The organism is Curvibacter delicatus NBRC 14919, assembly GCF_001592265.1.
GTDB classification, from domain to species: Bacteria; Pseudomonadota; Gammaproteobacteria; order Burkholderiales; family Burkholderiaceae_C; genus Hylemonella; species Hylemonella delicata.
Genome location: NZ_BCWP01000011.1, coordinates 13,649 through 25,767, shown reverse-complemented (window position 1 = coordinate 25,767; position 12,119 = coordinate 13,649). Strand labels below are relative to the sequence as shown.

11 protein-coding genes are annotated in these 12,119 nt (G+C 66.9%); 8 read left to right on the top strand and 3 right to left on the bottom strand.

Annotated elements, in window-relative coordinates; all coding sequences use genetic code 11:
- Window positions 1–25: 25 nt before the first annotated feature.
- Window positions 26–1,132: an alkene reductase gene (locus tag CDE01S_RS07110; RefSeq protein WP_066705383.1), complete on the bottom strand. Its 1,107-nt coding sequence runs from the start codon at window positions 1,130–1,132 to the stop codon at window positions 26–28.
- A 139-nt stretch (window positions 1,133–1,271) separates the two neighbouring features.
- Here CDE01S_RS07110 and CDE01S_RS07105 point away from each other — a divergent pair, with 139 nt between their 5' ends.
- Window positions 1,272–2,495 (top strand): YbfB/YjiJ family MFS transporter, encoded by a 1,224-nt coding sequence (locus CDE01S_RS07105; protein WP_066705473.1) that lies wholly within the window; start codon window positions 1,272–1,274, stop codon window positions 2,493–2,495.
- A gap of 37 nt (window positions 2,496–2,532) precedes the next feature.
- Complete coding sequence (locus CDE01S_RS07100; RefSeq protein ID WP_066705381.1) at window positions 2,533–3,816, top strand: hypothetical protein; 1,284 nt, start codon at window positions 2,533–2,535, stop codon at window positions 3,814–3,816.
- A gap of 59 nt (window positions 3,817–3,875) precedes the next feature.
- Here CDE01S_RS07100 and CDE01S_RS07095 read toward each other — a convergent pair whose 3' ends face one another.
- The gene (locus CDE01S_RS07095; RefSeq protein ID WP_066705379.1) at window positions 3,876–4,631 is read right to left on the bottom strand and encodes a class II aldolase/adducin family protein; all 756 of its coding nucleotides are present in this window, start codon (window positions 4,629–4,631) and stop codon (window positions 3,876–3,878) included.
- A 63-nt stretch (window positions 4,632–4,694) separates the two neighbouring features.
- The gene (locus CDE01S_RS07090; protein WP_066705377.1) at window positions 4,695–5,672 is read right to left on the bottom strand and encodes an AraC-like ligand-binding domain-containing protein; all 978 of its coding nucleotides are present in this window, start codon (window positions 5,670–5,672) and stop codon (window positions 4,695–4,697) included.
- 209 nt (window positions 5,673–5,881) lie between these two features.
- On the opposite strand from CDE01S_RS07090, the gene CDE01S_RS07085 reads away from it, so the two are divergent.
- The 6 genes from CDE01S_RS07085 to CDE01S_RS07060 all read left to right on the top strand — a co-directional run bounded on the left by CDE01S_RS07085 (window position 5,882) and on the right by CDE01S_RS07060 (window position 12,118).
- The gene (locus CDE01S_RS07085) at window positions 5,882–7,078 is read left to right on the top strand and encodes an amino acid ABC transporter substrate-binding protein (RefSeq protein ID WP_066705375.1); all 1,197 of its coding nucleotides are present in this window, start codon (window positions 5,882–5,884) and stop codon (window positions 7,076–7,078) included.
- Window positions 7,079–7,223: 145 nt separating this feature from the next.
- Window positions 7,224–8,114: a branched-chain amino acid ABC transporter permease gene (locus CDE01S_RS07080; RefSeq protein WP_066705373.1), complete on the top strand. Its 891-nt coding sequence runs from the start codon at window positions 7,224–7,226 to the stop codon at window positions 8,112–8,114.
- Window positions 8,111–9,088, top strand: coding sequence for a branched-chain amino acid ABC transporter permease (locus tag CDE01S_RS07075; RefSeq protein WP_066705368.1), 978 nt, complete (start codon window positions 8,111–8,113; stop codon window positions 9,086–9,088). Before CDE01S_RS07080 ends, CDE01S_RS07075 begins: the two co-directional genes overlap by 4 nt.
- Complete coding sequence (locus CDE01S_RS07070; protein ID WP_066705367.1) at window positions 9,081–9,824, top strand: ABC transporter ATP-binding protein; 744 nt, start codon at window positions 9,081–9,083, stop codon at window positions 9,822–9,824. Before CDE01S_RS07075 ends, CDE01S_RS07070 begins: the two co-directional genes overlap by 8 nt.
- Window positions 9,821–10,624 carry an ABC transporter ATP-binding protein gene (locus CDE01S_RS07065; RefSeq protein WP_066705365.1) on the top strand — a complete coding sequence of 268 codons (804 nt, stop codon included), beginning with the start codon at window positions 9,821–9,823 and terminating at the stop codon, window positions 10,622–10,624. The genes CDE01S_RS07070 and CDE01S_RS07065 overlap by 4 nt, the downstream gene beginning before the upstream one ends.
- A gap of 39 nt (window positions 10,625–10,663) precedes the next feature.
- Complete coding sequence (locus CDE01S_RS07060; protein WP_066705363.1) at window positions 10,664–12,118, top strand: aldehyde dehydrogenase; 1,455 nt, start codon at window positions 10,664–10,666, stop codon at window positions 12,116–12,118.
- Window position 12,119: the final 1 nt, after the last annotated feature.

Sequence of the window (12,119 nt, the reverse complement as noted above, 5' to 3'; positions counted from 1 at the left end):
GCCGGTCTCGCTCGGCCGCGGGTGATCAGGCCAGTGCCGGGTAGTCGGTGTAACCCTTCTCACCACCGCCATACAGCGTGGCGCGGTCTACCTCGTTGAACGGGCCGCCTTCGCGCAGGCGACGCACCAGGTCGGGGTTGGCGATGAAGGGCCGGCCATAGGCCACCAGGTCGGCGCCTTGCGACAGCGACTGTTCCGCCAGCGGGCGGTCGTAACCGTTGTTCACCATCCAGGCCGCCTTGCCGCCGGCGGCGCGGTAGGCTGCCAGCAGGGCGGCGTAGTCGAACGGCGTGTCGCCTTGCTGGTGGTCGCGCGGGCCCCCGGTGGCGCCTTCGATGATGTGCACATAAGCCAGGTCCAGCGGGGCCAGCGCGCGCACCACATGTTCGAACAGCGGTTGCGGCTTCGGGTCGCTGGCATCGTTGGCCGGCGTCACCGGCGACAGGCGCAGGCCGGTGCGCTGGGCACCGATCTCCTCGCAGACGGCCTGCATCACTTCGAGCAGCAGGCGGGCACGGTTCTCGATCGAGCCGCCGTAGGCATCGCTGCGCTGGTTGGAGCCCGAGCGCAGGAACTGATCCAGCAGGTAGCCGTTGGCACCGTGCACTTCCACGCCGTCGAAGCCGGCGGCGATGGCGTTGCGGGCGGCACGACGGTAGTCGTTGACGATGCCGGGCAGCTCGGCGAGTTCGAGCGCACGCGGGGCCGAGGTCTCGACGAAGGTCGGTACACCGTCCTTGATCAGCACGGTCTTGGTCTTGGCAGTGAGGGCCGAGGGCGCCACCGGCGCCTGGTGGTTCGGCTGCAGTTCGGTGTGCGAGACGCGGCCGACGTGCCAGAGCTGCATCACGATCTTGCCGCCGGCCGCATGCACGGCGGCGGTGACGGGCTTCCAGGCGGCGACCTGCTCGTCGCTCCAGATGCCGGGCACATCGGCATAACCCTGGCCCTGGTGGCTGATGGCGGTGGCCTCGGTGATGATGAGGCCGGCCGAGGCGCGCTGGGCGTAATAGGTGGCCATCAAGGCGTTGGGCAGGGCACCCGGGGCGCGGTTGCGCGTCAGCGGCGCCATGACGATGCGGTTGGACAGGGACAGGGCACCGGCCTGGACGGGATCAAACAGGGAGCTCATGGAGGCTTTCTTTCACATCGGGTTGAAACACGAGGCGTAGCGTACGGGCTCGCCGAAACCCTTGCCCATGACAGGCTGCTGTCTTTGTGACAGGCACCGCAGAGGGCGGACGCGACTTTCCCGCAGAATGCTGGACATCATGTCGCGCCATTCGCCGCTTTCTCAAGTCTCCCCCCTGTCGCTCATGGGACTGGCGTTGGCGCTCTCGCTGGCCGCCGCCGTCTCGCTGGGCATTACGCGTTTTGCCTATGGACTGTTGCTGCCGGTGATGCGCACCGACCTGGGCTGGAGCTACACCCTGGCCGGCGCCATGAACACCGCCAATGCGCTGGGTTACCTGCTGGGGGCCCTGGCCACACCGCGGCTGATGCAGCGCCTGGGCGCGGTGACCTTGCTGCTGGGTGGCGCCCTGCTGGCCAGCCTGTTCATGGGCCTGAGCGGCTTCTTCACCAGCGCGGCACCGCTGCTGCTGCAGCGCTTGCTAGCCGGGGTGGCGAGTGCCTTCATCTTCATCGCCGGCGGTTTGCTGGCGGCGCGCATGGGCGCTTTGCAGCCGCAACGCGGTGGTCTGCTGCTGGGGCTGTATTACGGCGGTACGGGTTGGGGCATCACGCTCTCGGCCTTGGCCGTGCCGCAGGTGCTAACGGCCGCCAGTGCCGTGCCGCACGGCTGGACCTGGGCCTGGTGGTTGCTGGCGGCTGTCTGTGGGCTGGCCACCGCGGTGTTGTGGTGGCCCGCGCGGCGGCTGCGCGCGTTGAGCCCGGCGCCTGTCGCGGGTCTGTCGGCACCGGCCGCCACGCCGTTCCATTGGCGTCCGCTGGCTTACGCGCTGGCCGGCTACGGTCTGTTCGGTGTCGGCTACATCGGCTACATGACTTTCGTGATTGCGCTGCTGCGCGAGCAGGGTGTGGCGCCCGGGGCCGTCACGGGCTTTTATGCGCTGCTCGGCTTGGCGGTGGTGGCCTCGGCCCGGCTGTGGGCCGGCCTGCTGGACCGCTACCGCGGCGGCCAGGCGCTGGCCATTCTCAACACGCTGCTGGGCGTGGCCACGGTGCTGCCGGCGCTCACCTCGTCCTGGGCCGTGGTGCTGGTCTCCGGCCTGCTGTTCGGCGGTGTGTTCCTGTCGGTGGTGGCGTCCACCACGGCGTTGGTGCGGCACAACCTGCCGGCCGAGCAGTGGGCGGCAGGCATCAGCGCTTTCACGATCGTCTTTGCGGCCGGTCAGATCATCGGCCCCACCATCGTGGGCTGGATTGCCGACGGCCCCGGTGGCCTGAGCCGTGGTCTGGTGTTCTCGGCGCTGGCCCTGTGGCTGGGGGCGCTGCTGGCCTGGCGCCAGCGCAGTCTGCCGCAGCCGGTTTGAGTGCCTGGGCCGTGCGGGGCGATGCCACAATGCCGGCATGAAACGCGCTGTCAAATGGATCGGGATCGCACTGCTGGTGCTGTTGTTGCTGCTGGCCGCCGGTGTGCTGGCCTTGCAGCGCTGGATTGGCACCGACGATTTCCGTCAACGCGTGGCGCAACAGGCCAGCATGGCGCTCGGCGTGGATGTGACGCTGGGCGCCATCGAGGTGGCGCTGTGGCCGCTGCCCGCTGTAGCGGTGGACCGCATTGCGGTACAGACCAGGCCGGCATTGACGGTGGAGCGCGTCGAGGTCCGCCCGGCATGGGCCGATCTGCTGCAGGGACGGGTGGCGCCGGCCACGCTGGTCGTGCGCCGCGCCGTGCTGCCGCAACCCGGCATCGATGCCTTGCTGGCTGCGATGCAGAAGGCCAAACCGAAGGATCAGCCGCAGGGTGATGTGCCGTGGCAGCTGCTGCCGCAGCGCACCGTGCTGGATGGCCTGACCTGGGTGGACGCCAAAGGGGCGGCCATCACCGTGCAGGCCGATGTCCGCCTGAGCCCGGATGTCTGGCCGCAGCAGTTCGATGCGCAGATCGAGCAGGGGCGGCTGCAGGGCAGCAAGCTCGTTTTGCAACGCGAAGCACAGGCCTTGGCCTGGGGTGTGGTCTTGCAGGTGGCCGGTGGCAGTGTCAAGGGCCGTCTGGAGTTGCAAATGCCCAGGGAGACGGGGGCTGAATGGGCCGTCAAGGCGCAGTTGCAGACGCGTGAGGTCGAGGTGTCACGCCTGACGACACCCGAGCCGACCCCGAAGTCGCAGGCGGCACAGCCGCTGAGCGGCAAGCTCGAAGCCAACACCAGCCTGAATGCCCGCACCCGCAAGCCCGCGGCGCTGCTGGAGGTGCTGCAGACGCAGTCGACCTTCACGGTGCGCAACGCGGTGGTGCACGGCATCGATCTGGCCCGCGCGGTCAAGACCGTGGGCATGAGCCGCGGCGGCGAGACACCGCTGGACACGCTGGCCGGTCAGGTGCGCACCCAGGGCCGGGCGATCGAGCTCAGCAACCTGGTGGCCAGCTCGGGCGTGCTCAGCGCCACCGGGCAGGTGAACGTGGCGCCGAGCCAGGCCTTGAGCGGGCGCATCAGCGTGGAGCTCGGCGGGGCGGTGGGCGTGCCGCTGGCGCTGGGCGGCACGGTGAGCGACCCGCAGGTGACGCTGACGCGCGGCGCCATGATCGGTGCGGCCATCGGCACGGTGCTGATGCCGGGTGTCGGCACCGGCACCGGGGCCAGCCTGGGCGACAAGGCCAGTGAGGGTTTCAAGAAGCTTTTCGGCAAGTAGGCCTTGCCATCATTGCGCCAAGTGCTATTAAAACAATAGCATTCAAAAACATCCCGGGCTCAGGTCTTGTAGCTGGGATCCATGCGGTCGAGTTTGCGCAGCAGCGCCGGCCAGGCCAGGTTGGCGCCCTGGCCGACGGTGACGGTCTTCATGGCGCTCGCCACACCCGTCAGGATCTGCGGGTTGATGTGAACCAGTTCACCACCGGCCTGGGCATCGAGCTGGATGCGGCAGGTGGCTTCGAAGATGTACATGTTCAGGAAAGCATCGGCAATCGTCCGGCCCACGGTCAGCAGGCCGTGGTTGCGCAGCATCAGGTAGTTGGCACGGCCCAGGTCGGCTTGCAGGCGCGGCTTCTCGTCGTCGCGCAGCGCCACGCCCTCGTAGTCGTGGTAGGCCAGTGAGCCGAGCACGAAGGTGGACTGCTGGCTGATCGGCAGCACGCCGCATCTCTGCGCGCTCACCGCCACGCCGGCGCGCGAGTGGGTGTGCAGTACGCAGCCGGCGTCCTCGCGTGCCTGGTGGACGGCGCTGTGGATGACAAAGCCGGCCGGGTTGACCGGGAAGGGTGAGTCGGACAGCTTGTTGCAGTGCTGGTCGACCTTGACTAGGCTGGAGGCCGTGATCTCGTCGAACATCAGCCCGTAGGGGTTGATGAGGAAGTGGTGCTCCGGTCCCGGGATGCGCGCGCTGATGTGGGTGAAGACCAGATCGCTCCAGCCGTAGGCGGCCACCAGGCGGTAGGCGGCGGCGAGGTCGCAGCGCAGCTGCCATTCATCGGCGCTGACGGCGTCTTTGAGTGAGGGAATGTGCATGGTGGGGTCTCCAGCGGATCTTGTGTTTGTGATCCGCAACTGTCCACCAAGGCGACGCAAAGATCAATGCGGCTGCAGTCGCGTCTGGGACGTCAGGCCCTGCTGGCGGAACTCGCTCGGGCTCATGCCGGTGTGTTCGCGGAACACGCGGCTGAAATGCGACGGGTTGTTGAAGCCCCAGGACAGCGCGATCTCGGTGATCGGGCGCGACTGCGCCATCGGGTGCTGCAGTTCGCGCAGGCAGGCGTCCAGCCGCAGGTGCTGGATGTAGCTGGCCAGCGTCTGGTCTTCTTCGGCAAAGGCGTTGTAGAGGTGGCGCTTGCTGCAGTTCAGGGCGTGGGCGATCTGCTCCACCGTCAGCTCGGGGTCGCGCAGGTGCAGCGCGACGTAGCCACGGATGCGGTCTTTCAGTACCTCGCGCTGTGTCTGCGCGGTTTCCTGGCCCGACAGCTCGATCAGGGACAGGCGCACCAGCTGGGCGATCAGTTCGCCGGCACCACGTGCGGCATCGGCGCTCATGTGCGGCAGTTCCTGGAAGGTGCTGCGCATGGTGGTCAGCGCCACGCGGGCGATGCCGCTGGCGCCGCCGACCGGGCGCGCCATCAAGGTGTCCAGGCGCAGGCCGCGTTCCACCATCTGTGCCTTGGGCAGCATGACGATCAGGTGCTCGACGCGCTCCGGGTTGGCCACGGCATAACTGCCGGTGGTGTCGTAGATGGTCCAGGCGCCGGGGGCGACCCAGGCCTGGCGGCCCATCTGCTCGACGCCGGCACGGCCCTTCATCGGCGCCACGATCTTGAGGTAACCCTCGTCGCTGGCGCGCACCATGTCCTGCGTGCGGACCACGCGGTGGCGGTTGGCTTCGAGCTTGGTGAGGATGATGTCGCCGGCGCGCGCCGAGGCCATGTGGCCGTCGAAGTCGGTGTCGCCGTAGAGGTCGGACTCCAGGCCGCCGAAATGTTTCCAGATCCACTCGCGCCATACCGGCGCGCGTTCACGCGGCGCGAAGTCATCCGTCGTGACGGACGTGGTCGCGGTCATACGGCGCTCCGTGGGATGGCGTGTGGGTGCATGGTCCCGCGATTATGGGCGTTGCACCAAATTCAGAGGAGGTGTGTGGACAAGGGTTAACCCTGACTTGCTTGCGTGAACCGTCAACAACTTTGTGCACGTTCAGCAAAGCCGTTTCCGGTGCGGTTTCCTAACATGGCCGGTCCAATTCCCGAAAGCCCACTTTCACTGGAGACAACATGGTTCAACAATCAAAACGTACCCTGCTCAAAGGCGCCGCCGCCGCTGTTGGCACCGCCACCTTTGCCCCGCAGCTGCTGGCGCAGCAAAAGCCCGTGCGCATCGGCTACGCCATCGCCCGTACCGGCCCGTGGGCGGGTGGCGCGCAAGTCAGCCAGGAACCGAACTTCCTGCTGTGGGCCGAGCAGCAGAATGCGGCCGGTGGTCTGGACGTCAAGGGCGTGCGCCGCCCGATCGAGCTGGTCAGCTCAGATGACCGCAGCGACATCGAAACCTGCGTGCGCTCCTACGAGAAGCTGATGGGCAGCGACAAGGTCGACCTGATCCTGCCGCCCTGGGGCTCCAACGCCAACTTCGCCATTGCCCCGCTGGCCAACCGCTACGGCTACCCGATGCTGGCGCCCACCGCCTTGTCGCGCAAGCTGGTCGACATGCGCCTGCCGTACTTCTTCTCGCTGCTGCAGCAGCCCGACAAGATGATGGGCGCATTGGTGGACATGCTCAAGGCCAATGGCGTGAAGACCATTGCCATCGTCTACATGGACGACCTGTTCGGCCTGGAGAATTTCGCCGCGCTCAACAACGCCTTGAAGGGCAGCAACATCCAGGTGGTGGAGCGCAAGGGTTATCCGCTGGGCGTGAAGGACCTGTCGCCGGTGCTGCGCGGCATCAAGGACCTCAACCCCGATGCCTTCATCGGCATCACCTACCCGCCGGACACCATCCTGGCCAGCAAGCAGGCGAAGGAGATCGGCTTCAACCCGAAGTTCTTCTACGCCTCGGTCGGCACCGCCTTCCAGCTCTACAAGAACGTGATGACACCGGCCGGCGCCGAAGGCGTGCTGGGCATGGGTTCGTGGAACGGCAAGACCAGCGCGGCAGCCAAGGCCTACTTCGATGCGCATGCCAAGAAGTTCGGCGGCAAGGAGCCGGATCGCTGGGCCAGCGGCCACTGCTGGGCCGGCCTGGAGATCCTGACCGAATCCGTGGCCAAGGTCGGCCTGGACCGCAAGGCCTTGCGCGACCACATTGCCAAGAACGAGTTCAAGACCATCCTCGGCAACATCCATTTCGAGGGCAGCGAGGTCTCGGTGCCTGGCACGGTCGGCCAATGGCAGAACGGCGAGTTCGAAGTGGTGTGGCCGGCCAAGCTGGCGACCGCCAAGCTCAATCCGAGCAAACCGGTCTGGAAGTGATCGGTATCCCCCCTGAGTCGGCCTGACGGCCGCCTTCCCCCCGCAAGGGGGACGCCACCTGCGGCCCGGCGAAGCCGGTTCCGCGGTGGCCCCCGATGATGGCCCTCGCTGTTGTTGCGGGTTTTCTTCAATTTCCTGATACCCAATGTCATTCACTGCCTGGTTAGAACTGATCGCCTCCGGTCTCATCACCGGGGGCATCTACGCGCTGGTGGCGCTCGGACTGAACCTGCAGTACGGGCTCATGCGCATCCTGAACATCGCGCACGGCGAGTTCCTGATGATCGGTGCCTACATCACCTGGATGGCGCAGGACGCCCTGGGGGTGTCACCGCTGTTGATGGTGCCGGTGTCCTTTCTGCTTCTCATGGGGCTCGGCCTGGTGCTGCACCGGCTGTGCTTCCGCCGCCTGACGGCGACCTCGCCCAACCTCGACGTCTTCGAGGCGCGTGGCCTGATGGTGGCTTTCGGTCTCATGTTCCTGGCGCAGAACTTCGCTTCCTTCATGTGGGGCGGTGAGCTGCGCGGCTACGACTACCTGACCGACTCGGTGAAGATCGGTGAGGCCCAGTTCGCCGGCAACAAACTGCTGGTGTTCGGGCTGGCGCTGGCCTTCAGTGCGGCGCTGATCGTGCTGATGCGCATGACCCTGCTCGGCAAGGGCGTGCGTGCGCTGATGCAGTCGCCCATCGGCGCACAGCTGGTCGGCATCGACACCCAGCGGCTGCACCCGCTGATGTTCGGCATCGGCCTGGGGCTGTCGGGCATTGCCGGCAGCCTGCTGTCCATGGCCTACACCATCACGCCCTCGATGGGCGAGCCCTACACCGTGACGGCGCTGATCGTCATCACCCTGGGCGGCTTTGGCAGCATGAGCGGCGCGCTGGCCGGCGGTCTGCTGCTGGGCGTGATCGAGGCGCTGGGCATGCACTTCACCAGCCCCTCGCTCAAGGCCCTGCTGTCCTACAGCGTGTTCATTGCGGTGCTGCTGCTGCGGCCCGAAGGTCTGTTTGCGCGCAAGGGGAGGAAGGCATGAACTCGAAGCAGATCCTCATCCGTGACCTGCTGGTCCTGCTCGCCATCACCGGCTGGGCGCTCGCACTGCCGCACTACGGCAGCGAGTTCGTGGTGTCCATGGCGCTGACCTGCCTGATGTACGTGGCCCTGTCGTCCAGCTGGGGCCTGTTCTGCGGCAGCACGCGCTACATGTCGCTGGCCACCTCGGCCTTCTTCGGCATCGGCGCCTACACCAGTGCCATCTTCCTCGGCCAGTTCTCCTGGATCGAGGCCATCCTGCTCGGCGCCGGCCTGTCGGCCGGGGTGGCAGTGGTCATGGGCCTGGCGGTGCTGCACTTGCGCGGCACCTACTTCGCGGTGCTGACTTTCGGCATGACCGAGCTGATCATGCACGCCGTGACTTTCTTCGAGAAGCGTTTCTCCGGCACGGTGGGCCGTGTGCTGACCGTGATCCCGGAGCCCGACACGATCTACCTGACCGTGCTGGCCTTGGCCATGCTGGCGGTGCTGGCGTCCATCGTGCTGCGCCGCACCCGCTTCGGGCTGGCGTTGCTGGGCATCGGTGCTGACGAGCAGCGTGCCCAGACGCTGGGCGTCAACACGCGGCTGATCAAGACCGCCGGCTTTGCGCTCACCGCCGCCTTTGCCGGTGCCGTGGGCGCTGCCATGGCGGTGCGCTGGACCTACATCGACCCGCACACGGTGTTCAACCCTTTCATCGGTTTCCAGACCGTGCTGATCGCCCTGATCGGCGGTGCCGCCACGTTGTGGGGGCCGTTGATTGCCGCCATCGTGTTCAGCGTGCTGGCCGAGACGCTGCGCCTGCAGTTCCCGCAGATCTACATGATGTCGCTGGGTATCTTGCTGATCCTGTGCGTGCTGTACCTGCCGGGCGGCCTGGCTTCGCTGCGCTGGAGCACCTTCGGTGACTGGTGGCGCAACAGCCGCCAGTCGGTGCGCGCGCTGGGCGGGAAGGAGCGCAAGCATGTCTGACATTTTTCTCGAAGCCCGTGACATCACGGTGCGTTTCGGTGGCCTGGTGGCGGTGGATGCGGTGAGCGCCACCTTCCGCGCCGGCGAACTGGTCGGCATCATCGGCCCCAACGGCGCCGGCAAGACCACGTTCTTCAATGCCATCTCCGGCGTGATCCCGCCCACCTCGGGCCAGCTCATCGCCGGCGGCCGCAGCCTGGCCGGCAAGCCACCGCATTTTTACGCCGCCGCCGGTGTGGCGCGCACCTTCCAGACACCGCGTGTGTTTGCCGACATGACGGTGACCGCCAACATCGACTTCGGCCTGAAGTTCGCCGGTCGCCAGCGTGAAGGTTCTTGGCATCTGCGTGACGCCACCAGCATCCTGGAGCTGATTGGCCTGGTCCATCTGGCAGAGCTGCCGGCCGCGGCCATCACGCCCTCGCAGCAGCGCGTGCTGGAGATCGGCATGGCGCTGGCCACCCGACCGCGCATGTTGCTGCTTGACGAGGTGGCCGCCGGCCTGACCGAAATCGAGGTCGACAACATGGCGCAGCTGATCCGGCGCATGCGCGACGAGCTGGACCTGACCGTGGTCTGGATCGAGCATGCGGTGACCACGCTGCTGAAGTACGTGGAGCGTGTCATCGTGCTGCACCAGGGCCGCAAGATTGCCGATGGTGTGCCCGATGAGGTGGTGCGCAATGCCGAGGTGGTCGAGGCCTACCTGGGCGACGAGATGGAGCAAACCGCATGATGTGGTACGACCCAAGCCCCTTTGTGCTGGGCGGCAGCCCGCAGGCCCACTTGAAGATCAAGGGCCTGAGCGCCGGTTATGGCGCCTTCCTGGTGCTGCGTGACCTGACGCTGGAGATCAAGCCCGGCCTGACTGTCATCCTCGGCCCCAACGGCGCCGGCAAGACCACGCTGCTCAAGGCGCTGTCCGGCCTGATCGCGCGTCAGGGTCAGGTGCTGCTCAACGGCGAGCCGCTGCCGACCAAGACCAACGAAATCGTGCAGCGCGGCATGGCGCTGGTGGCTGAAGGGCGACAGCTGTTTCCGCAGATGACGGTGACGGAGAACCTGGAGCTGGGCGGCTGGTTGTGCCCGAAGGCCGAGCGCGTGCGCCGGCTGGAGCAGGCCTTCAACGACTTTCCCAAGCTGCGCGAACGCGCCCACCAGCTGGCCGGCACCATGAGTGGCGGCGAGCAGCAGATGGTGGCGGTGGCGCGCGCCATGATGAGCGCGCCCCGCCTCTTGATGCTCGACGAGCCCTCGCTCGGCCTGGCACCGAAGATGGTGGACGAGCTGCTGGCGATTGCCCGTCGTATTGCCGATGCCGGCACCACCGTGCTGATGGTGGAGCAGAACGTCAAGAAGGCGCTGGCCGTGGCCGATCGTGCTTATGTGCTGGAGCGCGGCGTGCTGGTGGCCAGCGGGCCGGCCAGGCTGCTGGCGCGCTCCAGTGTCATCCGCGAGGCCTACCTCGGCGCCGGCAAGAAGGACGGTACATCCCCATCGACCCCGGCCACGCAGCGTCCTGCGGTGGCCGCCTGACCTGTTTTTTCCGATCCATTACCTGAAGGAGTCTCCCCCATGTCCGACATGTCCATGCTTATCAACGGTCTGAAGGTCAGCGCCGAAAACCATGCCATGTTCGAGCGCCGCAACCCGCTCGATGGCAGCGTCGCCACGCGCGCCCCGGCCGCTTCGCCGGCCGATGCCGTGATGGCGGTGGAAGCCGCCGCCGAGGCGTTCAAGAGCTGGAGTCAGACCGGCCCCAGCGAGCGCCGTGCCCTGTTGCTGAAAGCGGCTGACGCTCTGGAAGCCAAGACGCCGCAATTCATCGAGGCTGTGGCCGCCGAAACCGGTGCCTCCGGCATGTGGGCCGGCTTCAACGTGCACCTGGCTGCCGGCATGATCCGCGAAGCGGCGTCGCTCACCACCCAGATCAGTGGCGAGGTGATTCCGTCCGACGTGCCGGGCAGCCTGGCCATGGCGGTGCGCCAGCCCGCTGGCGTGGTGCTCGGCATGGCGCCGTGGAACGCGCCCGTCATCCTGGGCGTGCGTGCCATCTGCGTGCCGCTGGCCTGCGGCAACACGGTGGTGATGAAGGGCTCGGAAAACTGCCCGCACACCCATCAGCTGATCATTGAGGCCTTCCAGGACGCCGGCTTTCCGCCCGGCGTGGTCAACTACGTCACCAATGCCCCGGCCGATGCGGCGGCCGTGGTGGAGGCCATGGTGGCGCACCCGGCGGTGCGCCGCGTGAACTTCACCGGCTCCACCCGCGTGGGCAAGATCATCGCCATGACCTGCGCCAAATACCTGAAGCCGGTGGTGCTGGAACTCGGTGGCAAGGCGCCGATGGTGATCCTCGACGACGCCAACATCGACGACGCGGTGAACGGTGCGGCCTTCGGCTGTTTTGCCAACAGCGGCCAGATCTGCATGTCGACCGAGCGCATCATCGTCGACCAGAAGATTGCCGACGAGTTCGTCAGGAAGTTCGTCGCCAAGGCCAGCGCACTGCCGCTGGGTGACCCGCGCAAGCCGGAGCCGGTGGTGCTGGGGTCGGTGATCGGCATGAGCACGGTGGAGCATTGCAACGCCTTGATCGACGATGCGCTGGCCAAGGGCGCCAAGCTGCTGTGCGGCGGCAAGGCCGAGAACACGCTGATGCCGGCCACGCTGCTGGACCACGTGACACCGGCGATGCGGATCTACGCGGAAGAGACCTTCGGCCCGGTCAAGGCCATCGTGCGCGTCAGCGGCGAGGACGAAGCCGTGGCCTGTGCCAACGACAACGAGTACGGCCTGTCGTCGGCCGTGTTCGGTGGCGACATCGCGCGTGCCTTCAATGTGGCGCGCCGCATCGACTCCGGTATCTGCCACGTGAACGGCCCCACCGTGCACGACGAGGCGCAGATGCCGTTCGGTGGTGTCAAGGGTTCGGGCATCGGCCGTTTCGGCGGCAAGGCCGGTATCCACGAGTTCACCGAGCTGCGCTGGATCACGATGCAGACCACACCGCGCCACTACCCCTTCTGAG

Coding starts and splice junctions, on each gene's coding strand:
- CDE01S_RS07110 (WP_066705383.1), bottom strand. CDS start 1,132: ATGAGCTCCCTGTTTGATCCCGTCCAGGCCGGTGCCCTGTCCCTGTCC.
- CDE01S_RS07105 (WP_066705473.1), top strand. CDS start 1,272: ATGTCGCGCCATTCGCCGCTTTCTCAAGTCTCCCCCCTGTCGCTCATG.
- CDE01S_RS07100 (WP_066705381.1), top strand. CDS start 2,533: ATGAAACGCGCTGTCAAATGGATCGGGATCGCACTGCTGGTGCTGTTG.
- CDE01S_RS07095 (WP_066705379.1), bottom strand. CDS start 4,631: ATGCACATTCCCTCACTCAAAGACGCCGTCAGCGCCGATGAATGGCAG.
- CDE01S_RS07090 (WP_066705377.1), bottom strand. CDS start 5,672: ATGACCGCGACCACGTCCGTCACGACGGATGACTTCGCGCCGCGTGAA.
- CDE01S_RS07085 (WP_066705375.1), top strand. CDS start 5,882: ATGGTTCAACAATCAAAACGTACCCTGCTCAAAGGCGCCGCCGCCGCT.
- CDE01S_RS07080 (WP_066705373.1), top strand. CDS start 7,224: ATGTCATTCACTGCCTGGTTAGAACTGATCGCCTCCGGTCTCATCACC.
- CDE01S_RS07075 (WP_066705368.1), top strand. CDS start 8,111: ATGAACTCGAAGCAGATCCTCATCCGTGACCTGCTGGTCCTGCTCGCC.
- CDE01S_RS07070 (WP_066705367.1), top strand. CDS start 9,081: ATGTCTGACATTTTTCTCGAAGCCCGTGACATCACGGTGCGTTTCGGT.
- CDE01S_RS07065 (WP_066705365.1), top strand. CDS start 9,821: ATGATGTGGTACGACCCAAGCCCCTTTGTGCTGGGCGGCAGCCCGCAG.
- CDE01S_RS07060 (WP_066705363.1), top strand. CDS start 10,664: ATGTCCGACATGTCCATGCTTATCAACGGTCTGAAGGTCAGCGCCGAA.